The 25,759-nt window shown below is 36.4% G+C and carries 19 protein-coding genes; 3 read left to right on the top strand and 16 right to left on the bottom strand.

The genetic code is table 11. From position 1 onward, the window contains the following. From B5D25_RS08395 to B5D25_RS08405, 3 genes are all read right to left on the bottom strand, one after another. Positions 1-202, bottom strand: a 202-nt coding sequence (locus B5D25_RS08395; protein WP_341465078.1) for a hypothetical protein, incomplete at its 3' end; no start/stop codon positions are given. Between the two features lie 201 nt (positions 203-403). Next, positions 404-1,615 (bottom strand): VanZ family protein, encoded by a 1,212-nt coding sequence (locus B5D25_RS08400; protein ID WP_078787523.1) that lies wholly within the window; start codon positions 1,613-1,615, stop codon positions 404-406. A 144-nt stretch (positions 1,616-1,759) separates the two neighbouring features. Then, positions 1,760-2,971, bottom strand: a complete 1,212-nt coding sequence (locus tag B5D25_RS08405) for an endo-1,4-beta-xylanase (RefSeq protein WP_078787524.1) — start codon at positions 2,969-2,971, stop codon at positions 1,760-1,762. Between the two features lie 394 nt (positions 2,972-3,365). On the opposite strand from B5D25_RS08405, the gene B5D25_RS08410 reads away from it, so the two are divergent. Next, positions 3,366-4,109 (top strand): helix-turn-helix domain-containing protein, encoded by a 744-nt coding sequence (locus B5D25_RS08410; RefSeq protein WP_078787525.1) that lies wholly within the window; start codon positions 3,366-3,368, stop codon positions 4,107-4,109. A gap of 14 nt (positions 4,110-4,123) precedes the next feature. Here B5D25_RS08410 and B5D25_RS12870 read toward each other — a convergent pair whose 3' ends face one another. The 4 genes from B5D25_RS12870 to B5D25_RS08425 all read right to left on the bottom strand — a co-directional run bounded on the left by B5D25_RS12870 (position 4,124) and on the right by B5D25_RS08425 (position 7,766). Beyond that, positions 4,124-4,273 carry a hypothetical protein gene (locus B5D25_RS12870; RefSeq protein WP_159444121.1) on the bottom strand — a complete coding sequence of 50 codons (150 nt, stop codon included), beginning with the start codon at positions 4,271-4,273 and terminating at the stop codon, positions 4,124-4,126. Between the two features lie 56 nt (positions 4,274-4,329). Beyond that, positions 4,330-4,881: a histidine phosphatase family protein gene (locus B5D25_RS08415; protein WP_078787526.1), complete on the bottom strand. Its 552-nt coding sequence runs from the start codon at positions 4,879-4,881 to the stop codon at positions 4,330-4,332. A 197-nt stretch (positions 4,882-5,078) separates the two neighbouring features. Continuing rightward, on the bottom strand, positions 5,079-5,819 hold the full coding sequence (locus B5D25_RS08420; protein ID WP_078787527.1) for a zinc ribbon domain-containing protein: 741 nt from the start codon (positions 5,817-5,819) through the stop codon (positions 5,079-5,081). Positions 5,820-6,467: 648 nt separating this feature from the next. Then, a complete protein-coding gene (locus B5D25_RS08425) occupies positions 6,468-7,766 on the bottom strand; it encodes an O-acetylhomoserine aminocarboxypropyltransferase/cysteine synthase family protein (protein WP_078787528.1) in 1,299 nt (432 codons plus the stop codon). Between the two features lie 334 nt (positions 7,767-8,100). Between B5D25_RS08425 and B5D25_RS08430 the strand changes: the two genes are divergently transcribed. Then, positions 8,101-9,045 carry an alpha/beta fold hydrolase gene (locus B5D25_RS08430; protein WP_159444122.1) on the top strand — a complete coding sequence of 315 codons (945 nt, stop codon included), beginning with the start codon at positions 8,101-8,103 and terminating at the stop codon, positions 9,043-9,045. A gap of 279 nt (positions 9,046-9,324) precedes the next feature. Here B5D25_RS08430 and hflX read toward each other — a convergent pair whose 3' ends face one another. The 4 genes from hflX to B5D25_RS08450 all read right to left on the bottom strand — a co-directional run bounded on the left by hflX (position 9,325) and on the right by B5D25_RS08450 (position 15,782). Beyond that, entirely contained in the window at positions 9,325-10,611 is a 1,287-nt protein-coding gene (gene hflX, locus B5D25_RS08435; protein WP_078787530.1) for a GTPase HflX, read from the bottom strand. A 92-nt stretch (positions 10,612-10,703) separates the two neighbouring features. Beyond that, the gene (locus B5D25_RS08440) at positions 10,704-12,539 is read right to left on the bottom strand and encodes an ABC transporter ATP-binding protein (RefSeq protein WP_078787531.1); all 1,836 of its coding nucleotides are present in this window, start codon (positions 12,537-12,539) and stop codon (positions 10,704-10,706) included. After that, positions 12,526-14,322, bottom strand: a complete 1,797-nt coding sequence (locus tag B5D25_RS08445; protein WP_078787532.1) for an ABC transporter ATP-binding protein — start codon at positions 14,320-14,322, stop codon at positions 12,526-12,528. Before B5D25_RS08445 ends, B5D25_RS08440 begins: the two co-directional genes overlap by 14 nt. 176 nt (positions 14,323-14,498) lie before the next feature. Continuing rightward, the gene (locus B5D25_RS08450; protein ID WP_078787533.1) at positions 14,499-15,782 is read right to left on the bottom strand and encodes an EAL domain-containing protein; all 1,284 of its coding nucleotides are present in this window, start codon (positions 15,780-15,782) and stop codon (positions 14,499-14,501) included. 178 nt (positions 15,783-15,960) lie between these two features. On the opposite strand from B5D25_RS08450, the gene B5D25_RS08455 reads away from it, so the two are divergent. Continuing rightward, positions 15,961-17,895: an ABC-F family ATP-binding cassette domain-containing protein gene (locus B5D25_RS08455; RefSeq protein WP_078787534.1), complete on the top strand. Its 1,935-nt coding sequence runs from the start codon at positions 15,961-15,963 to the stop codon at positions 17,893-17,895. Between the two features lie 130 nt (positions 17,896-18,025). Here B5D25_RS08455 and B5D25_RS08460 read toward each other — a convergent pair whose 3' ends face one another. The 5 genes from B5D25_RS08460 to B5D25_RS08480 form a co-directional block, all read right to left on the bottom strand. Next, the gene (locus B5D25_RS08460; protein ID WP_078787535.1) at positions 18,026-19,456 is read right to left on the bottom strand and encodes a zinc ribbon domain-containing protein; all 1,431 of its coding nucleotides are present in this window, start codon (positions 19,454-19,456) and stop codon (positions 18,026-18,028) included. Positions 19,457-19,673: 217 nt separating this feature from the next. Beyond that, positions 19,674-21,122, bottom strand: a complete 1,449-nt coding sequence (locus B5D25_RS08465) for a TPM domain-containing protein (protein ID WP_078787536.1) — start codon at positions 21,120-21,122, stop codon at positions 19,674-19,676. Between the two features lie 72 nt (positions 21,123-21,194). Then, complete coding sequence (radA, locus tag B5D25_RS08470) at positions 21,195-22,556, bottom strand: DNA repair protein RadA (RefSeq protein ID WP_078787537.1); 1,362 nt, start codon at positions 22,554-22,556, stop codon at positions 21,195-21,197. Between the two features lie 102 nt (positions 22,557-22,658). Beyond that, complete coding sequence (locus tag B5D25_RS08475; RefSeq protein ID WP_078787538.1) at positions 22,659-23,072, bottom strand: endosialidase; 414 nt, start codon at positions 23,070-23,072, stop codon at positions 22,659-22,661. Positions 23,073-23,275: 203 nt separating this feature from the next. After that, positions 23,276-25,735, bottom strand: a complete 2,460-nt coding sequence (locus B5D25_RS08480) for an ATP-dependent Clp protease ATP-binding subunit (RefSeq protein WP_078787539.1) — start codon at positions 25,733-25,735, stop codon at positions 23,276-23,278. Positions 25,736-25,759 lie beyond the last annotated feature (24 nt).

Here is a 25,759-nt window from a genome sequence, read left to right on the forward strand (position 1 = left end):
ATCTGCCTTTTCGCCAATCGCTTTCTGATATATGTTTATTAACACTTGAAAGCACTTCACCAAGAAATCCGGCAGCAAATGCCTCAGTAGATGCCTTAGCTGATACTTCCAGGGATCTGAAATCCATAGGGTCTTTCAAAAATCTTTCTTCAGCCTCAACTAAACTATTAACTAATCCTTCCAATAGTGCTACAATGTTCATGAGAGTATCTTCCTCCTTGTTTTGGGTTTTTTGGTCAAAATCATTATATCAAAGAGGCTTGATACTCTCTCTTTATTTTTTTATTAAACTGACAAAAACTTTACTCTATTTGCCTTGTATTCAACCCCCACGTTAACACTAAAATTCGGATTATTTGAATTAATAGTGTATTGACTCATTTCTAGCGGATTAAATTGTTTATTAATCACAAAGCGATGACTTTTCAGCCTCTTCAACATCGAATTTTTCCATCACTTTTCGACCGTAAGCAATTTCCTTTGTATGGCTGTAGTGGCTATGCGGAGTCTGATTATATTTTTTTACACATCTAAGTACAAGTATTATTTCAAGGATAAGCGGTACAAAACTTACCGTTCCCAAAATGAACATAACATAAAATGTATTGCTTCTTGTAACCAGTGCAGATATAAAGTTTGCAATGCATACACCATTTATACTTACAAGCATATATTCAATACCGTAAAGCAAAAAGTTTCTTCCGATGACCTGGCGCCATTTTGCCTTTTCACCATTTTCGGAAACAATTTTAAGCTTTAGCATTTTCTGTCCAAAAGTTCTGCCCTTCATAAAGCAAGGAATAATAAGATAATACAGTATCATTGTTCCTGTCCATGCAAGAATAGTGGTTCTGAGTGAAACAGCGCTTGTAGGAATGATCGTAAATTCCATTAACGCAAATATAAAATTAAAGAATAATATATCTATTATAAATGCATATACTCTTCGTAAAAATGTTACTCGTTCTCCCTTCTTATATGAGATTCTATCAATCTCATCTCGCTTAGGAAGGAAAAAGGCTATCAGTGGCTCTATAAGAAAACCAATAGCCGCCCCAAGAGTATTGTTGATCAGATCATCCATTTCCGTAAATCGATATGCCTTTGGATAAATTCCGTAAAGTCCTGTATACTGAGTAACTTCGAAGAAAAGGCTTGCGCAAAATCCCATAAGCACTGTTTCTCTAAATGTAAATTTAAAATAATATCTGAGATACAACCCAAGTGGTATCGTCATTACGATATTACAAAGCACTTGAAGGAAATCGCTGCATTTGAAAAATGCTTTCCATGCACCTGCATCGAATAAATTTGAAAATGAAATGCCGCACTTCTTCATTCCTTGAACCATATCTTCATATGGTATCCATCCGATACCGTGTTTCGGCATGGCAAGTACTGCTTCTCTTGAAGGAAGTGGCAGTACCGTCAAAAGGAATGTACACATACAATAAAGAATAAATGAATAAACAATAACTGTTCTCATTATTGCTATGCCACCGAATTTTCTGTAATGTCTTATGACAAATGGCAATGTAAATACCGCTGCAATCGCCGGAAAAAGCATACATGCGACTGTTATTGGTTGTAAGTAAGAATTTAAGTATTTCAACATTTTGCTTAATCTCCGTTTCGTTCTAATTTCAACCTAAAAATTATAACACTATTCTACTGTCTACAGCTATTAAGATTTTTTACAAAATTAAAAAATCCCGGTCCTTAACAGGACCGGGATAACCTCCCCATAAACGAAATAAAATTATAACCTAATTTCTTTTTTGCCTGCTTCAACGAAAGTTGCTGCCTCTTCGTGATCATCAACTATTAATTTATAATCACCCTTAAATACATCAACTTCAGCGACACCATTATCATCTGTTGTAATCTCTGTATCTGTCCACCACTCTTCATGAGTAAGTTTCTTAAGCATTTCAAATGAAGGCTTCTTAGAATTATCTTTTCTTACGAAACCACTTGGTGCTCCAAGCCATGCACCGTCTCTGTAGTCCCAGGTTGTAATAGCCTGAACAAGCGGATTTTCAAAAAGTATTCTATACATCTCTTCAATCTCGCGAGCCTGTCTTTCTTCTCCTTCCGGAGTTGTCGGCCAGTCTTCAACCTGCCAGTCATTAAGATCTTCAATATATGCCGGTATTATATCTCCCGAGATAAGTGTATTCTCAGTAAAATGAATAGGTAAGCCAAAATGAGAAAATCTCTCAAGAACTTCATAAACTTTCTTGGCTCCCCAATATCCCTGATGCTGATGTGACTGAATACCTATAGCACTTATAGGAACTCCTGCTTCAAGACATCCATCAATAAGAATCTCATAGCTGATAGATGTATTGAAATCATTAAGGAGAAGCACCGCATCCGGATTCATCTTATAAGCCTCATCAAATACAGTTTTGATGAGTTTAACTCTTCCTTTATCTTTACAAATTCTTGTAACAGCATTGTCGTATTTATCAAAAATAGGCATGATCACAACTTCATTTATAACATCCCACATATCGATGACGCCCTTATATGAAGTTACTTCTCTGTCGATTCTTTCAAGCTGTTTCTTGAGAATAGTCTCATTATCATATTTCATAAGCCAGTCTGCACATACTGTATGCCAACAAAGCGGATGACCTTTAACAGTTATACCTTGACTTTTCATAAATTTGGCAGTTGCCATAAGCGCTTCGAAATTCGGCTTTCCTTCTTCAGGTTCATATTGTCCCCAGTAAAAAGGAAGTGTACCGTAATTAAATATTTCCTGCCAAGTATCTACAAGTTCTTTATGCTCTTCATCCTTATTCATCACATATGGAATAAAATCGAATGAACCGCATCCAAAAAGGAAGCTGTGTCTTGTCTGCTTAACCTTTATTTTCTTTCCCGCAGCCGGAGTTCCATCAGCATTAAAAACTCTGATCACTTCTCTTGCTTTTCTGTGTGAAATATTTGCACTATCTTTCATATTCTACACCCTCCAAACACATAAAATATTTGTCTTTGAGATTTACCTCCAAATCTCATTTACATATAAAATTGTACCAAAAGCTGATTATGTCTTAGATAAAAGATAAACAGACCGGACATACGCAGGTTATCGATACAATCTATAGAATTAAGTTGTTAATCCCCCGCAGATAAGACTATTTTTTGCCCAATTAGAGTAATTATATTAACTTTCAGCTTAATACTTTATCAAGATATTTATTTTTTTTACAAAAATATAGTCTAAATAGTTATTTTATTGTATAATTGGTTTACTAATTATTGCTCTTGCTAAAACTACAGTTATATCAATAATGGTTTTATTTTCAAAACTTATTAAAATAATAATTGTTTGAAAAAAAGAGGAATGCACTATGGATACAGGAAAAGAACTAATTTATAGATTATATATACAACGTGAAGAAGCTTTTGTCAGAACGGATATCAAAAGAGAATTTTCCAGATATGAAGATATCAAGAATGGCGATGTTGAAAAGGTTAAAGAGAATTTCAAAGAAATACGTAAAGATTTCTTCAAAGGAAAAGGTACTCTCTCTAAGAACCCGCTCAGAAACTGCATGTATCATTTTGTAGTATCCGTTGGCGTTATCGCAAGAATATGTCTCAATGCAGGTATGCCTCATGACGAAGCTTATACTATAAGTGATATTTATATTTTTGCCGCCGACGAATGTAAAACAACTGAGAAGATCATCGACCTTTTGGAACAGGCACATATAGATTTTGCAACAAGGATGAAAAAACTTAATATCAAGAATAACTATTCCGTATATGTCCGCCATGCAATTGATTACATTTATGATCATCTTCATGACCAGATCACACTTGAGCAGCTTTCAAAAAATGAAAATCTTAACCCAAGCTATTTCTCTAAGATTTTCTCTAAGGAAATCGGAATTCCTGTAAAATCTTATATTCTTTCTGTAAAAATAAATACAGCCAAGAATATGCTTAAGCGTTCTGATTATTCTATTTCGGATATCGCATTTTCACTTGGATTTTCGTCACAAAGCGCATTTACAGCTGCCTTTAAGAAACTTACCGGCAAGACACCTGCCAAGTATCGTAAAGAATTGTCATATATTGCACCATTCTAATATTTTGCTGTGGATCATCTATATCTCTTATCAGGATTTTTTTCATAATAATCCTTTTTGTTGATATACATATTTTCATCTGCTCTGCGCATTGCTTCTCTGAGATCATCACCCTCATGCAGAGTATATGATCCAACAGCAAGGAAAACCCCATAATATAACATCAATACATCTTAATTTTTTACCCCATATTATTACTATATCACAAACTGAAAATTTTTTATAGAAGTTTCATTAATTTACAGTTTTCTATTCCCGCACTCCAGAACTCTTCTCTCGGAAGTTTTTTTATCTGAGAAACGATACTCGAATTCATTGCCCCATGCCCAACAATAAGGACTGATTTTCCTTCTTCATGAAGAGGAAGAGCCTTCTCTCTAAGAAACTCTCCTGTTCTTTTCTCCAACTCCTCAAATGTTTCAGCTCCACCTATAGATTCAGTATACTTCTCAGGATTTTTAAATATTACATTGATCGGGCACCCCTCCAGACCAAATGAATCCTTAACTCCTTCAAACTCTCCAAAGCTCATCTCAAGAAGTCTGTCATCAAAAACAATAGGTACATTCCGGCCCTTAAGCAAAATCTCAGCCGTCTCTCTGGCTCTTATAAGCGGTGAGCAAAAGCAGATGTCGAAATGCACATTTTTATATAATTCTCCTGCATTAACTGCCATAGTCCTTCCTGTATCATTAAGTGGAATATCTGTTCTCCCCTGAAGTTTATGTTCATCATTCCAATCTGTTCGTCCGTGTCTTAAAACATATAGCATTTATCTTTTCTGCCTTTCGTTTTTTACTGATACTCTTTATTAATATTAATCATATGCGTTCTTTAGACTTCATTATCTAAAAAACCACCTGACTAAAGCCAAGTGGTTTTATATTATACCGATATATATTATTTTGCAAACTTGAAGAAATTAAAAAAAATAAGAAAACCAAAAACTAAAAACATAAATCAAAACTATCAATCTACTATTCTGTAAATTTTATATTCACCATTGTATTTTCCGACAATGCACTTCTTATTGTAATCTCTTGAGTATGTCTTATCCCCCTCGATCATTTTCATTTTACCTTTTACCTTCACATATTTCAGGTCTGATATCTTTATATCATCACTGCCGAAATAATCAGCTTCTTTTGCCTTTATCTTTTCAACCTGATTCTTATCAACTTTTCCGGCAACCTTTAATTTAACATCAAATTTAATCTTGACTCCACCTTTTTTGGTCTCTTCAAAGGCCTTACCATACGCTTCAAGTAATGTATCACCTTCATCATTTCTTTTTTCCATCATTCTTGGAATCCATAACTCTGACATGGTATCGGTATCAAATGATGAATAAGCATCAAAATATTTCTTTACAATCTTTTCATGCTGAGTCTCACGATTCTTAAAGACAAACCAAACAGCGAACCCTACGATGGCAATAAATCCGATAAATATCAGTGCTGCAACAGTATTTTTTTTCTTCTTATTATTTGAGTCGTTGTATAAATCCATCGTACGATTTGGTGTTTTTATAACAACATCATCAAATCCGACAGTCGGGTCGAAATCAGAATCCCCATTATTTCCGCTGATACTGCTTCCGTAATTTCCGACTTTTAAATCCAAATTATACTTATTAACATTACGACTTCCGCAAAATCCGCAAACCATCTGATCAGAATATATTTCTTTTCCGCAATTTGAACATTTCATATTAATTCCCCTTCTTATTCAATTACTTTTGGTTTTTCCAACGAATATATACTTTTATCTTCCACCAATGACCTTTTTACCATTCGATCACAAACATTTTCATTCTATAATCATATATTTTTTCATCATTCGAAGATAACATTTTTATCTTCTGAATATCAAATCAAAAATATATCGATACAGTATTCTGAATCTTCTCGGAATCCTATACCAGGCCGCTGTTGCATCGCTTCGCCTATAATTTTTTTTCACAGTGAGTCTCCTTTCATTTTTCATAGTATTCATGTCAACAAACAAATCTCTACCGGTATGAGATTAATTATAAGAACAATCTTTTCATGTGCTAAAAAGATTGTTCTTATGTAAATAATTCTAGTAAAATCACCTCATAAAAACAACCAATCCGAATATGTATTTTTGTCTACTTTCAGTTGCAAATGTTAAACTGAATTTCCATCAATATATTTTTTTCGAAAATCCAAAATAATTATCTATTATCTAAATTGTCCAAACAAAAAAGATCTAACGGAAAACCTTTAGGGTTTATCTAATCCATTAGACCTTTTTGTTAATTTCGATAATACTTAATTTTTGAATGCAAAAATCGAAATTCGAAAAAACAATAACAATTCATCAAATTACATTTACTTAGATTTTGCTGAAAGCTTCATTTAAATCATAAATGATGTCATCAATATGTTCTGTTCCTATAGACAATCTGATTGTATTCTGCTTGATACCCTGATCAAGAAGTTCCTCAGGACTGTCCTCAGAATGAGTTGTTGATGCCGGATGAATAGCCAGTGACTTAACATCGGCAACATTTGCAAGGAGTGAGAAAAGTTTTAACTCGTCGATAAATTTCTGTGCTTCCTCAGCGCCGCCCTTAATCTCAAATGTAAAGATTGAGCCGCCACCATTTGGAAGATACTTCTTGTAAAGTCTCTGCTGTTCAGGGTCAGAGCTTATTGAAGGATGATTTATCTTCTCAACCTTATCATTCTTACTTAAAAATTCTACAACTTTCAGCGTATTTTCAACATGTCTTTCCACACGAAGGGATAATGTCTCAAGTCCCTGAAGGAAAATGAATGCATGAACCGGTGAAAGTGTTGCACCTGTATCACGGAGAAGAATGGCTCTTATGTATGTAACATATGCTGCGGGTCCAACAGCATCTACAAAGCTTACACCATGATAACTTACATTTGGCTCATAAAGCCAAGGATGTTTTCCGGCTCCCTTCCAATCAAATTTACCTCCATCTATGATAACACCACCGATTGTGGTTCCATGTCCGCCTATAAACTTAGTTGCTGAATGAATAACTATATCTGCACCGTATTCCAGTGGTCTGATAAGGAATGGTGTTGCAAATGTATTGTCCACAATAAGTGGAACATTATGCGCATGTGCAATCTGTGCGATTCTCTCGATATCTACTACTTCAGAGTTTGGATTACCAAGTGTCTCGATCTCAACTGCTTTTGTATTATCCTTAAAAGCTACTTCTAAAGCGTCATAATCAAAAGGATCAACGAATGTTGTTTCGATTCCGTAATCAGGAAGTGTATGCTTAAGGAGGTTATATGTTCCTCCGTAAATATTCTTTGCTGCGATTATATGATCACCTGCATGAGCTACTGCCTGAATTGCATATGTGATAGCTGCTGCTCCGGAACCTACTGCAAGTGCTGCAACACCACCTTCAAGTGCTGCGATTCTCTGTTCAAATATATCCTGTGTAGGATTTGTAAGTCTTCCGTAAATATTTCCTGCATCTCTAAGACCAAATCTGTCTGCTGCATGTTTTGAGTTATGGAAAACATATGATGAAGTAAGATAAATAGGAACTGCTCTTGAATCTGTAACCGGATCCGGTTTCTCCTGTCCTACGTGTAACTGTAATGTTTCAAACTTTAAATTTCTTTCCTTTAATTCTGACATAATATATACCTCCACAATTTAAAAATCTCTTTTGTTTTTTGCGTGTTCAACTTATACGCTTATTATATTTAGTTTTTTCTGTAAGTGTTAATACCTATAACCATGAAATAGTTATAGCCGTGGCTTATACCTAAGGTATCTTGTTTCTTTTATTTCTTTTATTTGTTTATCCGTGTATTCAACGCTGATAATTTGCTGTTTTCAAATATATTCAATGCTATCTTTCACTGTATTTTATCCTTGTTTTACACCCTGTATCGTTATATATTTATGTTAGGTATTTATGTTTATAAACTATGAGATTCACTTTAAAAAACAGCAGAAAGGGGTTTATATGAAAGAATTTTTATTTGAGTCGTCCGATGATCTTAATCAGATTCATGCATATTTATGGGAACCGACATCGACTCCGATTGGAATCGTTCAGATCGTTCACGGTATGCAGGAACATATGGGCCGATATAATGAATTTGCAGAATATTTAACTAAGAGAGGATTTGTAGTTGTCGGCCATGACCAGTTAGGACATGGTAAGACCGCGGTTACTCCTGACCAGCTGGGATTTATCTCCAATCATCATCCATCAGATATACTCGTACATGATATTCACCGAGTTCGAAAAGGCGCTACCAAAAAGTATCCTTCTCTTCCGTATTTTATCTTCGGTCACAGCATGGGATCATATCTTCTCAGAAAATATATTTCTAAACATGGAGAAGGTCTTTCCGGTGCAATAATCTGCGGTACAGGAGAAGAAAATGTTGCAAAATCCAAAGCAGGTCTTGCTCTTATCGGAGCCCTTACCAAAAAATACGGTCCTTATCACAGAAGTAAATTCATAACACAAATGTTATTCTCAGGTCCATATAAAGAATTTGATATGACCGGAAATGATTTCGATAACAGCTGGCTTACCAAGGATGTAACTATCGTTCAGAAATATTATGACGATCCTTACTGCACAACTCCTTTTACACTTAACGGATACAATGCACTTGTTTCAACTGTTATATATGATGCCGGAAAAAATGCTTATAAGAAAGTTCCTTCTAACCTTCCGATACTTATCGTTGCCGGATACAGAGATCCTGTAGGTAATTTCGGTAAAGGTCCTAAGATTGTATATAATAATTATGTCAAAGCCGGTTTAACTGATGTAAGCTGTAAACTTTTCGATGATGACAGACATGAGATTCTGAACGAGCTTGACAGAGAAACTGTCTACGAATATTTAGAAAACTGGATAGCTAAACATCTTGTTAAGAAAACGAACGAATAAACATCCTCTTTAAAATATAAAAACCGGATAAACATCCGGTTTTTTTATATAAAAAATAAAAAAATCAGAATATCCACAACTTCCCCTCTTATAAGCTGTAGATATTCTGATATGATATCTTTTAAATATTTATTTGATATTCATATATTAACATGTATCATATAAAAAATCAACGTCTTTTTGTATATGATTTCCAACATTTTATGTGCGTTTTGTACAGATTATTTTTGAATATCATATGTTATGTAAACACTATATATGCTGTTTTTTAAGATTCCATTAAGATATTATGTATTTTGAATACTTCCCGGATATAGCATTATTACATATAACTTTTATATATGTTCCGTCTTCTTTATGGTTGATTTCTTGAACTTTTCCTGTTCTCATTATCTCTTCCAATGCTCGGCCATCCTTATATGGTATAAGAAATGTTTTCTCTGATTCATTTTCATTTCTCTTTTTTTCAATCAACTGAATTAGTTCAGGTATTCCTTCGCCGGTCTTGACAGACATATATATGCTGTCTCCATTTACATATGGCAGTTTATTGTTGCTACCCACTTCTTTGCCGCTTTCTATCACTTTATCAGCTTTATTGTAAACATAGATTCTCGAAATATCACCTGCACCTATCTCAGTAAGAGTTTCTTCCGTAACGCTTAAATGCTTCTTATATGCTTCATCTGAATAATCAATCATAATAAGTAAAACATCTGAATATACAACTTCTTCAAGCGTTGATCTGAATGCTTTAACAAGGGTATGCGGAAGTTCGTCTATAAATCCGACTGTATCTGACAGAAGGAAAGGACGCATATTCATATAAGATATCTTTCTTACAGTTGTATCAAGAGTTGCAAAAAGCATATCCTCTTCAAATACACTGTCATCTCTGTCTGAGTATTTGAGAAGCCTGTTCATAAGCGATGACTTTCCTGCATTTGTATATCCAACAAGTGCGCATTTCATTTCATTATTGGCTACTCTTCTGGCTCTTTGAGTGCTTCTCTCATGTCTGATACGTTCAAGTTCTTTAGATAGTTCGACTTTTCTTTTCTCGATATATCGTCTGTCCAGTTCTATCTTCTTCTCACCGAGACCTTTGTTACTCATGCTTCCGCTGGCGCCGCCCTGTCTTCCAAGCTTTGTTCTGAGTCCCACAAGTCGTGGAAGCATATATTCGAGTCTGGCTGACTCAACCTGAAGCTTCGCTTCTCTTGTATTTGCTCTTCTTGCAAATATATCAAGTATAAGTCCGGTACGGTCCATAACAGGAATCCCAAGGATATTTGATAAATTCCTTATCATCATAGGACTGAGTGTTTCGTCAAATATAACTGTATCAACCTCAAGGCTTTCAACTGCATTTTTAAGCTCTTCAGCCTTACCGCTGCCTATATAAGTGCTTTTATTGGCTGCAGCCGCATTCTGAGTCATCACAGCAACCACATCAAAATAATCAGCCTCAGCGAGTCCTGACAGTTCATCCATGGAATGCCTGAAATCCTCTTCATCTTTATCTATATTTAATCCAACAAGTATTACTTTTTCTCTATCTTCCATGTCTACTGCCTCTTAAATAAACTAAATCACTAATGTATCCTTACAGTAAAACGCGGTGCCAAAATACATTGACACCACGCAACTTTTTAAATCTATACTGCCTGCTCAAACTGACTGTTATAAAGATCTGCATAGAATCCGTCTTTTGCAAGAAGTTCTTCATGATTACCTGTCTCTAAGATATCTCCATCCTTCATAACAAGGATAAGATCTGCATTCTTTATGGTAGATAATCTATGTGCAATAACAAATGAAGTCCTTCCCTTTGTAAGCTTGTCCATAGCCTTCTGAACAGTTATTTCAGTTTTTGTATCTACTGAACTTGTCGCTTCATCAAGGATAAGAAGCGGTGCATTTTCAATCATTGCTCTTGCTATTGTAACAAGCTGCTTCTGACCTGCAGAAAGAGATGTCTGCTCATTGATCATAGTATCATATCCCTTTGGAAGTGATCTTACGAAATGATGAAGTCCTACTCGCTTACATACCTCATCAAGTTCTTCATCTGTAACACCTTCCTTAGAGTAAGCAAGATTTTCTCTAAGTGTTCCTTCAAATAACCATGTATCCTGAAGTACCATACAGAAAAGACTGTGAACATTCTCTCTTGTAATATCCTTTGTTGAAACACCGTCAATAAGAATATCACCATCATCAACTTCATAGAATCTCATAAGAAGATTTACCATAGTTGTCTTTCCTGCACCTGTAGGTCCAACGATAGCGACCTTCTGTCCGCTCTTTGCTACAGCACTGAAATCATGAATGATTGTCTTTTCAGGAACATATCCAAACTTAACATGTCTGAATTCAACTTCACCCTTGATATTTGCAGGATCAAGTTTTTTGGTCTTATTATCTTCTTTTTCCATTTCCTCTTCATCAAGGAATTCAAATACTCTTTCGCTGGCTGCAAGAGCTGACTGAAGAGTTGTTGAAACCTGAGCCATCTGTGAAAGTGGCTGAGTGAAGAGTCTGATATAGATCATAAATGATACTATCGTTCCGAATCCAATACTGTTCTTCTCAACAAGAACCGCACCAAGTACACAAACTGCAACGTAACCGAGGTTTCCGATAAATCCCATAAATGGCATCATAAGACCTGAGAAAAACTGGCTCTTCCATGCACTTTCATAAAGTTTATTATTTAACTCATCGAATGTCTTTTCAGCTTTTGCTTCACCATTATATGCCTTTACAACATTATGTCCTGTGTAAATCTCTTCAATGTGTCCGTCAAGAGCACCAAGCTGAACCTGCTGAGCTATGAAATATTTCTGGGAACGCTTCATTATCTGTCCCATAAATATAAATCCGATAATTGCTGATGCTATTGCCGCAAGGGTCATCCATACATTTGTAATAAACATCATGAATAACGATCCAAGGAAAAGTGTTACTGAAGATATAAGCTGACCGATACTCTGATTAAGAGTCTGTCCGATCATATCTACATCATTTGTAACTCTTGAAAGTACATCACCAAAGCTTGTCTTATCGAAATATCTAAGAGGTACTCTGTTGATCTTCTGTGATATATCACGTCTGAGTGACTTTGTTACTTTCTGTGTAACAGTTGTCATTATGAAGTTCTGAATATAACCGAATATCCAGCTTAGTATAAATATTGTAAGAACAAAAATACAGATGTTATTGATCTTCTTTATATTTAAGGCTCCGGCAAGTCCGATTTGAATCTCATTAACTATATCCGAAAGCTTGTCCGGACATATAACAGCTATTACAGAACTGATACCACCAAGTATTACTGCTACTACTATTGCCGGAACGTGTTTTTGTATATATCCGTATAATTTACCGAAAGCAGCTTTATTATTCTTAGCTTTCTCTCCCGGCATTCCCGGATGCCTACGAGGACCGCCTTGAGGACGGCGTCTCTCGAGATTTTTATTATTCTCTTCCATCTTCAAGTTCCTCCTTTGAAAGCTGCGAATATGCTATTTCCTGATATACCTGACAATTCTTCATAAGATCCTTGTGCTTACCGATACCGGCGATAGCACCGTCTTCAAGAACGATTATCTTATCAGCATCTCTGATAGTTCCAATTCTCTGTGCAACAATAAGCTTTGTTGCATCTCCTGTCTTATTCTTAAGTTCGGTTCTAAGGATTCTGTCTGTCTTATAATCAAGCGCAGAGAATGAATCGTCGAAGATATATATTTCAGGTTTTTTGTAAACTGCTCTTGCTATAGATAATCTCTGTCTCTGACCACCGGAAACATTTGTTCCGCCCTGAGAAATAGGTGACTCAATGCCTTCCGACATCTTACTTACAAACTCCTCAGCCTGAGCAATATCAATCGCTTCTTTTATTCCTTCTTCTGAAGGACTGTCAATGCTGTAAGCAACATTTGATGCAACAGTTCCCGAGAACATAATGGCCTTCTGACCGATATATCCGATCTTGTCTCTTAAAGCATGAATATCATATTCTTTTACGTTGATACCATCCACATAAACAGCACCTTCGTCAGCATCATAGAATCTCGGAATAAGATTTATAAGTGAACTCTTTCCGCTGGCTGTAGCACCGATGATCGCAACCGTTTCACCTTTATTTGCAGTAAATGAAATCTTGTGGAGAACATTATCACCACCGTCAGGATATTTGAAAGATACATCTCTAAACTCGATCGTTCCTTCCATACCCGGAAGACCTTTATCTGTATTACCGCTTGTGATACTGATATCTGTGTCTATTACTTCATTTACACGCTTAACCGAAACCATAACTCGTGGAAGTATTACAAACATGATTGAAAGCATCATGAATGACATAACGATCTGTATCGCATATGATGAAAAAACAACCATGTCAGAGAAAATATCAATTCTCTTTACTACTCCATCCATTTGCGGAACGCCTGATGCATCCACAACTTTAGTACCGTCAATGATATATGAACCTATCCAGTAAATAGCAAGTGAAATACCTGACATGATGATAGTCATTGTAGGTCCGATAAATGCCATTACTCTACCTGTAAAAAGATGTGTTTTTGTAAGTTCATCATTTACTTCTTCGAACTTATTCTCCTGGAAGTTCTCAGCATTATAAGCTCTTACTACTCTTATACCGATAAGGTTTTCTCTTGTAACTCTGTTGATTCCATCAGTAAGACTCTGGATAACCTTGAACTTTGGAAATGCTACAATTACTGTTACTGCGAACATTATAAGGATTACCATAACAGCGCAAAGTGTTACAACCGACCACTGCCACTGTTTATTGGAAATCTTTGTTATTGCCCAGACCATATGAATAGGTGCTTTGATAAGCGCCTGAAGTCCTATAGCAATAAGGAACTGAATCTGTGTAATATCATTCGTTGTTCTTGTGATAAGACTTGATGTAGAAAACTGTCCTATCTCCTTATTATTGAAAGTCATAACTTTCTTGAAGACTTTCTCTCTAAGTCCCATCGATAATCCTGAAGCTACTCTTGCTGCGAAGAAGCCGGTAATTACCGATGCAAACATACTGAATAATGCACAAAGAAGCATTAAACCACCATTTTTAAGAATGGCACTCATCTTTGAACCTTCGGTTTCTACGAGTCTTGTGATCTCATTCATGTAATCCGGCATTTTCAATTCCAACCACACCTGGACAACTATGAATGCCACAGCACATATGACCATCATAAGTTCTCTTTTTGTGAGATTTTTTAATAACTTACCCATACTGTTTACTAATTACTCTCCTTAATATCTTTAAACTACGTTTTCAATAACTCACATAATAAAGCAAAAAAAACTTGATGTAAAGATTTCTATTAAAAATGCATGTCCGACTTTAAATCTGACATGCATTTTAAATCATTTTAATGTTATTAACAACACTATTGTTACAATTTATACTACAGGGCTATTATGTCTGTCTTACCTGTTTTAGCAAGTTCTGTTGACTTTACTTCCGGCTTTGGCGGAACAGGGATTTCTTCCGGCGGAAGTTCCTCTAATATGTCATAAAGACTTACCGCAAGTATATCCGTAACAGCCGGGCTTTTCACAAATATATTTGTAATATGAACCCTTCTGTAAATACCATCTCCACCAATCTGTCTTACGACGAGATCTATAACTTCTTCTCCACGCTTATATGCCTCAATCTGATTCTCTACGCTAAATGTATTCTTATATAAATCTCTGTCCTCAGGATGAATCGAATCGATACTATTTGTAAGACGCTCCGCAAGTGAATTCACTACCGGTCTTACTCCGGAACCGAAATCATCATACTGTGTTACATAATAGCTATTCTTGGTAAGATTCATATATGTAACGGATTTATATTTTTTAAATATAGCCTCGACAAGAAGATTTGCAGCGGCAAGAGGTGCCTCAGTGAGAAGAATGTCTTCTACTTCAATATCGAGAAGATTATTCTTGAATTTCTCTATAAATACTGATTCCGGCATGGGTTTATCATAGATATAACCCTGAACAACCTTACATCCTGTTCCTTTCAGATATCCGAGCTGTTCAGTTGTTTCAATACCCTGAGCAACTGTATGAAGATTTCTTCCATTTGCATAATCAAATATACCCTGGAGTTCTTTCTGAACCTCTTCATCTTTTATATCTCTGTTCTGGAACATGGTTCTGTCCAACTTAAGAACATCAAATTCAAGTTCTGAAATGTAATCCAATGACTGACTTCCATTTCCGAAGTCATCGATAGCGACTCTGAAATCATGGCTTTTAAGTTCATCAAGCATAACCCTTATAACATCCGGATTATCGAGATATGTTGTTTCTGCAAGTTCAATGATTATAAGCTTATGCGGAATTTGGAAAGAATCTACTATCTCGCACAGTCTGCTGCATGTATTTACTTCATAAACATGTTTTCCGGAAAAGTTAATTGAAACAGGTACCTTCGGAATATTATTCTTATCAAGTTTATCAAGGAAAATACAAGCTTCCTCGACCATGTACCAGTCAAGTTTAAGAATGTCATTAGACATTTCAAGTTCAGGAATAAAATATCCCGGCATTATAACATTTCCATCGCTTTCAATCCATCTAGCAAGGATTTCAACCGACCACATCTTGTTGGACAATACATCATATTGCGGCTGAAAATACGGAACAAATTCACGTCTAGCCATAGCGTCTCTTACTTCTTCAATAACACCCATATTATAACCTCCTGTACAAACTCCCCAATTTAAGTACACGATAGAAATCTCTACATATGATTATATCAGTTTTTTCTGATAATTACATCATAAATATTATATTTTTGCGCATATTACTTGAAGCAATAATTTACTTTTGATAGAATACGACTGTTAGAAAATATATAAGGAAAAGATCATGATACTTTCAATTCAGAACATTACAAAATCATACGGAGACAATACCGTTTTAAAGAATATAAACTTCCAGATGGAAGCCGGTGAAAAGATTGCTCTTATCGGTATCAACGGTGCCGGCAAGACCACTCTTCTTAAAATGATCATCGGCGAAGAAACGCCTGACAGCGGAAATGTCATCTTCTCTAAGGATGTTTCTTTCGGATATCTCTCACAGCATCAGGACATTTCTTTTGATAATACAATTTATCAGGAAATGCTCGATACCAAAAAAGATATCATCAACACGAAAGAAAGAATACGTTCTATCGAGCATGAAATGACCGATAAAAGCGGCGCAGAACTGGATAAACTCTTAGAGGAATACAATAAACTTCAGACTATTTTCGACAGAGAAAACGGCTACGCTTACGAAAGTGAGATAACCGGTGTTCTTAAGGGTCTTGGATTCACAGAGGAAGATTATTCACGTAATATCAATACTCTTTCCGGCGGACAGAAAATGAGAATTGCTCTCGGACGTCTGCTTCTTGAGAGACCTGACATCCTCATCCTCGACGAGCCGACTAACCACCTTGATACGGATTCCGTAACATGGCTTGAAGGCTTTTTATCTTCTTATAGCGGTGCTGTGATCGTTGTCAGCCATGATAGATATTTTATCGACAGAGTATCCAATAAGATCGTTGAGATCGATCAAGGCGTTTCTGCTGTATATAAAGGCAGCTACTCTTTCTATGCAACTGAACGTGCAAAGATTCGTGAAGCAAAACTAAAGGCTTATCTTAATCAGCAGAAAGAGATCAAGCATCAGGAAGAAGTTATTACAAAGCTTAAAGAGTTCAATAGGGAAAAATCCATAAAGAGAGCAGAAAGCCGTGAAAAAATGCTTTCTAAGATTGACCGCCTCGAGAAACCTACAGAGCAAAGAGCTGACATGCGTCTCTCTCTCACTCCTGTAACCGAGTCCGGCGAAGATGTGCTTTATGTTTCGGAGCTTTCAAAATCATTTGGAAATAATCACCTTTTCTCCGATCTTACCATAGATATCAAAAGAGGTGAACATGTAGCTCTTATCGGCGGTAACGGAACCGGAAAGACTACTATACTTAAAATCATAAACCGTTTAACAAACTGTGATTCGGGACACATCACTTTAGGTGCCAGAGTCCACGTGGGATATTTCGATCAGGAACATCACAATCTGTCTCCTGAGAAAACTATTTTCGACGAAATATCAGATTCATTTCCGGATCTCAACAATACCAAGATAAGAAATGTACTCGCTGCATTTTTATTCACAGGGGATGATGTATTTAAGCAGATAAAGGATTTATCCGGTGGAGAAAGAGGACGTGTTTCACTCGCGAAACTTATGCTCTCTCCTGCTAATTTCCTTATCCTCGACGAGCCTACCAACCATCTTGATATTCAGTCAAAGGAAATACTTGAAGATGCTCTTGTCGGATATAAAGGCACACTCCTTTTCGTAAGCCATGACCGATATTTCATCAATAAGGTATCAACCAGGATCCTCGAGCTTCGCAATAAGGTTCTTACGAATTATAAGGGCAATTATGATTATTATGTCCTTCATAAAGACGAGATGTATAATCTCCAGCATCCACAGACTTCTGCAGCGGTTTCAACATCAAATGCACCTGTTCAGCAGGCAGCACCGCAAAGCAGTTCCAAGGAAAACTTCCTTAGATTTAAATCTGAGCAGGCTGCTCTTAAGAAAAAGGAAAATGAATTAAAGAAAACCGAAGAAAGAATCGCAGTTCTCGAAGAACAGATAGAAGCATTAAATGAAAAAATGAACGATCCGGAAATTGCTACAAATGTAGGTAAATTAACGGAAATATCAAAAGAACATGAAAAGCTTTCCGAAGAACTGGAAACTCTCTACGAAAAGTGGGAAGAACTTTCTGAGTAATATAAAAATACGGATTAGTATCTTAATGAGTGAATGATCACCTTTAGATATTAATCCGTATTTTATATATAAGATGCGAAAAGTCTAGATATAATATATCTTCCGAAGACTAAAATCTTCTTCTGATATTTTATTCTTCTTCATATCCGCTTATTACCTTACCTTTTTCAACGTCATATGTCTTGCCGTCAACTTCAACAGTACCTGTGAAATCAAATGCAACCTTACCTGCTTTGCAGTACCATACTCCGTCGGAATTCTTTGCTACACCATCTTCAAATACAACTTTACCCTTTTTAACAAGCCACCATCCGTTTTTATTCTGAGCAACTGTTGTTTTCTTGGCAAGCTTACCTTTCTCAACGTACCAGTATGCTTCTTTGCCATCGATAGGAGCTTTTACAAGTCCATTCTTATCATAATCTACAGCACCGGCAAATACATAATACCAATTGCTTTTATATCTGGCAAAACCATAATATTTCTTATGCTTAACACCATTCTTAGCGAAATACAGCTTTCCATCTTCACTATACTTCTGAAGTCCCTTCTTAGATGGGTCAAACGGATAGATAAAAGTATCTTCTTTCTTGATAACTTCCGTTCTTTCTTCATTTGTATAATATATTTTATTGGTTCTGTCAAACCAACATTCAATACGTCCTGCCTTAGTAAGAGTCGCTTCAGCCGGCTCAATATGCTTAATCTCGATAACTTCAATCTTATCCTTAGGGATGGCACTTGTTGAAGTTTCTGTTATTTTAGCTTCTGTTGTAGCTGATGACTCACTTGAAGCTTCTGACTTCATCATCTCACTTGTGATATTAGCAACAAGTTCTTTTTCTCTCTTATTATCATCTGAACTACCGCTTGTTAATGCGATCACAATGATCAAAACAAGTATCGTTGCAGCGGCTCCGATAAGAATCTTCTTCTTATCATCCATTACAAATCCCGGTTTAGATGTACGACCTGAATTACCGAAACTTGAAACAGTATTTGAATTATTAATACTTCCGGTATTACCTATACCATTTGAAGAATTTGCGTTATTAACAATATTTGAAGCATTTACTGCTACTCCGGTTGAAATATCATTTGACTCAACCGCCTCAACTGTATCCTTAACTTCAGTTGCAGCATCCGAAGAATCAGTTTCCGACTCCCCAACTTCTTTATCAGCCGAATTCTTATTCATATTAGCAACAGCATTACGTATAAGATCACCTGTATCGGAATCACTTTCCTTAGCCTTATCCTTGCTGTCTTTATCAGAATTATCTTCTTTATCTATCTGCTTATCAGATTGTTTAACAGGTGCGTCAGCAGATGTTATCATCTGAGTTTCATCATACGATTTCATATTAGCCGGCATATCGCTGGCTCTAAGGTTGATTGTCTCCTCATCATCAGGAGAAATCTCATCGCCATCACCGTAAGCACCACTGGTTTGTTTTGAATTATTATTTAAGTGTGGCATATAATCTCTATTATCGAAGCCGCATCTTTCGCAAATAATCTCATCGTCCCTAAGCTTATTCCCGCATTTAACACAAAACATCATGTCACCTCATACTTTCAAAAAATGCCCCTCTGATTTACTATAAATCATTTCCCTATATATTTCAATTATTTTTGTGGTTTTTAGTCAAAAAAACGGCAGAAATTTGTGATTTTCTATCTATGAAAAAGTCCTGATAGTCACTTATTTCAACCGTTTTTTTAGTCAGTATTTTAACAAAAATACAAATTATTCTATTTTGATTTTTTAAAATATTCTATCTTGTAGTTTTCTTTCCGTCGGAAGGTGATGCCGTATCAGGTAATTCAAGTCCCGATCTGCTCTTAACAATTTTCGCTTCGGAAGCATTTATTACTTTTGCCAAATCAGAATAAAGATCATCACTTCTCTTAAAGTCCACAAAAGTATCTTCTATAAGTTCAACATCTTTACTGTATGGTTTGATAGCACCTGTACCTGTTCCAACCCATAAATGATCCTCTCCTATCGAATAAATTATGAGTACTGTCTTTCCCTCAAGAGATAATTCGGCAAACTTTGCTTCAATATACTCACTCATCGGTACCTCAGGAAGTTCATCTATCACTAATAAAAATGGTCTTATTCCTGTCTTTTTGTAAAAGCTCTTTAATGCTTTTAAGATGGAATCTTCTCCTGAAGGGCTGAGTTTATTTCCTTTTCCCGATTCATCCAGGTAATAATCTTTCGGCTGTAAGTCATCAACCGAACCGATCTTTTTCTCGCTTTCAACTTTTCCATTAACAACATCATATAAAACGCCGTCAACATTATAAGTTCCCGAAATCTCAGGATCTATCTTTCCGTTTGTCACAAGCCACTTTTCACCATTTGCTTCGACGATATCATTTACAAATACAACTTTACCATGTCTTACATACCATAAGCCTTCTTCATTCTCAGCTATGGTATTGATAAATCTGACTTTACCATTTTCTACATACCACCAGTTCTTATCGTCATAAACCGATCCATATTCAATACCGGTGAAATGTATATTGGCAGTTCCGTCTTTAATATGATACCATTCATGTTCATACTCTACGAAATCATTATAAGATGTATCAACTACACCATCCGTAAGATAATACAGCTGGCCGTCTTCATCATATTTGATCACGCCATTTGCATCTTTTCCATACGCATATATTTCAACTTCATCAGGGATAAGTTCCTTCGTGCCCTTTTCATCTGCAAAATATTTATCGCAGTCGATACAGTACCAGCAGTCGATACTTCCTTTTTGAAATATCGTAGCTTCCTTTGCATCTACCCGGATCATATTATGCTTTGAAGAGCCTTTAAGCTTATTCTTGATAACAAATAAAAACACTCCGGCCAAAATAATGATTATCGCTGCCGCAATTATAAATGTGATCTTCTTATCTTTATTTTTGAAAACCTTGTCTTCTTTTTCGGAAGAGTCGATTGCTTCAACCACATCTTTAACTGCTTCTTTTTTGTTTGATTCAGCCTTATCAATTTCGACTTTTACGGTCTCTTCTGCATTTGCTTCGGTTTTATCTGACACAGTTTTATCTATCACAGCTTTATCCGACTCAGTTTTATTCTTAACCTTGTCGTCTTCATTTGTTGGACTTATTATTTCTTTATTAATACTTCCGGACTTTTCAGACAATGCCTTATTTCCTTTATTTCCGGACTTTTTCTTATTAACGTTCTTCAATTAAAATGATTCCTTTCGAAATAATCCTAAATAAGTTTATAACAATTATTAACTAATAAGTCAAGAAATGGTCTATTTTATAAGTCCCAAAGCTTCATTTATATTTGATACGGTATAGATCTTTATTCCCATCTTTTCCATGCTGCTCTTATCATAATTAGACGAAGGGATGATGCATGATGTGAATCCCATCTTCTCAGCTTCTCCGATTCTTTGAACTATATTTCGGATACCTCTTATCTCACCTGTAAGTCCTATCTCACCAATGATACATACAGAAGAATCGAGCGCTCTGTTCCTGAAACTTGAAGCTATAGCCATGGCAATACCTAAATCCGCCGAAGGATCGTTAAGTTTCATACCTCCTGCTATATTCACATAACAGTCCGATCCTGCAAGATTGAGTCCTGCTCTTTTCTCAAGAACAGCCATTAAAAGATTGACTCTGTTATAGTCCACACCAACCGCTGTTCTTCTGGCCATATTGAAGTTTGAATCACATACAAGAGCCTGGATTTCAAGCATAATAGCCCTGCTTCCTTCAACGACACTTACAACCACCGAACCCGGTGCATTTTCCGGTCTTCCGTTGAGGAACATCTTCGACGGATTGGAAACTTCCTCAAGACCCTTATCCGTCATGTTAAATACACCTATCTCATTTGTTGATCCAAATCTGTTTTTAACCGCTCTGAGAAGTCTGAAGCCGGCATTTCCGTCACCTTCAAAATACAATACACAGTCCACCATATGCTCAAGAGTTCTTGGTCCTGCAACCATTCCTTCTTTAGTAACATGACCAACTATAAATATTGCAACGTTAAGTCTTTTTGCCAACTGAAGCAGTCTATTCGTTACTTCTCTTACCTGTGTAACGGTTCCCGGCGCATTATCCGTATCAGCAGAAACCATGGTCTGAATCGAGTCAACTATCATAACCTCCGCCTGACAGTTTTCCATAGATGCAAATATATTATCAAGATCATTATCACTCTGAAGCATAAGATTCTTGCTGTTTGCACCGATTCTTTCACCTCTCATTTTAATCTGAGAAAGTGATTCTTCTCCCGACACATAGAAAACCTTAGTTCCTTTATCAGAAAGATTTCTGCACATTTCAAGAAGAAGAGTTGATTTACCGATTCCCGGATCACCGCCTACAAGAACAAGCGAACCTTTCACGATACCTCCACCGAGAACTCTGTCCAATTCATTGATTCCTGTGATCAGTCTTACCTCTTCGGTTACTGCAACCTCACCTATACTCACAGCCTTCGGTCTGTCACCGTAACTCACCTGTTTATTCTTACTTTTTGCAACCGTCTTTTCTTCTACAAATGTATTCCAGCTCTTGCAATTCGGACACTGTCCCATCCACTTTGAAGCCTCAAATCCACATTCACTGCAGAAGAATACCGTTTTCTCTTTTGCCAAATTATTTACTCCCTTTTACAATTCATTTAAAATTCAAAAATATTCAGATATAAAAAAGGAGATGATATATACATCGCTGCAGATATCCTCTCCTTATTTGTTCTAGATCTTCTCGATAACAACATTTACCTGATCGTTTTCTTCAAGTTCAACGCTTAAATTCAACTTTCCACCGAGATTTGTCTTCATCTTTCCGACATATACATCATTTACATGAACCTTATATTCTTTCTCAGGCTCAAGCTCTAATGTAATCTGAGCATCCTTGTCGCCTTCAACGGAAAATATAGTCTTTGTTGCATTAGCTCTGAAATCATGTACTGCTGTTCCCGGTACTGATTCATATACAAATGCTCCGTTCTTTTCAAGCTTTGTAATCTCGTAAAAAGTCTTTATCTTGTAACTGTCACCATTATATTTGAAACCATCCTGTTTGGTTTTTTCCTTTAATTCATAATTGCCAAAACTAAGGGCACCATTTTCTTCTTCACGTATTAATTCGCTAATTACTGCCACTGCTTAAACCTCCTCATTATTTAATTGTCATGACGCCTTCTCACATCATAGACAACCTCTTAGTGTCTATTTTGATTATATTATAATCGGTATTTTTTTTCTACTACTAATCGAATGAAATTTTGATGATTTTTTCTTTTCGAAAATGAAAAAAGTCCTGTAAATATTCATTTACAGGACTCCCCTCCCAATTCATTTATGGCTCAATTGATTTTCTTTTTGAAAATCACCTTGTCCGCATTTACACTGATACTTATACGGTCGCCTTCCTCAAATTCATTCTCAAGCATATAAAGTGACAAAGCATCCTCGATATGAGTCTGTATCGCCCTTCTAAGCGGTCTGGCACCGTATTTCGGATCATATCCTTTTTCATGGATAAACTTACGAAGCTTATCGCCATACATAAGAGTAACGCCGAGATTCTCCTTTGCTCTCTTCTTGAGATCTTTGAGCATAAGGTCAGCGATCTTCATTACATCATCCTTGGTAAGTGCCCTAAATACTATCACTTCGTCAATACGATTGATAAATTCAGGTCTGAAGAATCTCTTGATTTCTTCCATGACATTGGATTTCATCTCATCATGTTCTCTCTCTGCAGAATCATCACTGATAAAACCGATATGTTTTGAATCTATGATTCTTTCGGCACCTGCATTTGAAGTCATGATTATTATTGTATTCTTGAAACTTACCCTACGTCCGTGGGCGTCGGTAATGATTCCATCATCAAGCACCTGAAGAAGTACATTAAGTACATCAGGATGTGCCTTTTCAACTTCATCAAAAAGTATAACAGAATAAGGATTCTTTCTGACTTTTTCAGAAAGCTGTCCACCATCTTCAAATCCTACATAACCCGGAGGTGAACCAATAAGTCTGGATACACTGTACTTTTCCATATATTCAGACATATCAACTCTGATTATACTATTCTCATCTCCGAAAAGGGTTTCAGCCAATGCTTTTGAAAGTTCAGTCTTTCCGACACCGGTTGGTCCAAGGAACAGAAATGATCCAATCGGTCTTCCCGGACTCTTAAGTCCTACTCGACCTCTTCTTATAGCTGTAGCAACCGCCTTAACAGCCTCATCCTGCCCGATAACCCTTTCATGTAATTTATCCTCAAGTTTAATAAGTTTCTTGGTTTCTGACTCTGTAATCTTTGATACAGGGATCTTGGTCCAGATGGAAATAACATCAGCGATGTCATCTTCTGTGATCAGATTAACAGAAGACTCATCTTTGTTGCCTCTAAGCATTTCCTGATATTTCTTCTTAGCTCTGTCCAGACGCTTTTTGATGCTTCCCGCATCTCCGATCCTGTCCTCGATAATACATTTTTCAAGGAGTTCTTCCAGCTCTTTAATCTTATCTTTTTGATTCTGAATGACACTTATATCTGTTATGAATCCAAGATTTTTTCTGGCTCCTGCTTCATCAATAAGATCAATAGCCTTATCCGGAAGGAATCTGTCATTTATGTATCTTACCGAATAATCAATAGCAGCCTTAAGTGCCTCCTCAGAATATACGGTTCCATGATGCTCTTCATATTTATGCTTTATACCTTTAAGTATAAGGAGTGTTTCTTCCGGTGTAGGCTCTTCTACTGAAACCGGCTGGAATCTTCTTTCGAGAGCAGCATCTTTCTCAATGTATTTTCTGTATTCTTCTCTTGTAGTAGCACCGATAACCTGAATCTCACCTCTTGAAAGAGAAGGCTTCAAAATGTTCGAAGCATCCATAGAACCTTCGGCATTTCCGGCACCTACAAGGGTATGAAGTTCATCAATAAAAAGGATAACATTTCCTGCTGCCTTTACTTCATTGATGGTCTTCTTTATTCTATCTTCAAACTCGCCTCTATATTTCGAACCGGCAACCATACCGGAAAGATCTAGGCTTAGTATCTTTTTATCTCTGAGATTTTCAGGAACATTTCCTGATTCTATAAGCTGAGCAAGTCCCTCTACTATAGCAGTTTTTCCGACACCCGGCTCACCAACAAGACAGGCATTATTCTTCATTCTTCTGCAAAGAATCTGCATTACTCTCTTGGTCTCGATATCTCTACCGATAACAGGATCAAGATTTCCTCTCTCAGCCTCAGCATTGAGATTTCTTGAATACTGCATAAGAGCAGGCATAGGAAGTTTTCCCTTTGCCTTTTTATTTCTTAACTGCACAAATGAACTATAATCCTTTTCCGCACTTTCCGGATTCATACCACAGGATACAAGGATATCAAGATAAACCTTCTTAATATCAATCTTTAATCTGCTAAAGATTGATATTGCGGTACTTCCATCCGTCTTAATGAGCGCAAGAAGAATATGCTCAGTACCACATTTAAGCGATCTGAGTGCATATGCCTCTTTACCTGCATTATCCAGAACCTCTCTGGATTTACCCGTAAACTCATTATCACCTGAATTAAGCAGTTCTGTTGCATTATCATGTGTCTCTTCAGCCACACTTCTAAGCGTCTTCTCATCCACTCCTGCTTTCTCAAGTATCTTATATGCAATTCCTGTTCCGGCTGTAAAAAGACCACAAAGAATATGTGAAGTCTCTACCAAGCCTCTGCCTGATTTTTTTGAAAATGCACGTGCTTCATTTAATGCTTCCGAAGCAGCACCGGTAAACTCATATTTCAAGAGTATTGCCTCCAGTTTAAATAG

Origin of the sequence: Eubacterium ruminantium (genome assembly GCF_900167085.1) — a bacterium.
GTDB classification, from domain to species: domain Bacteria; phylum Bacillota; class Clostridia; order Lachnospirales; family Lachnospiraceae; genus Eubacterium_Q; species Eubacterium_Q ruminantium.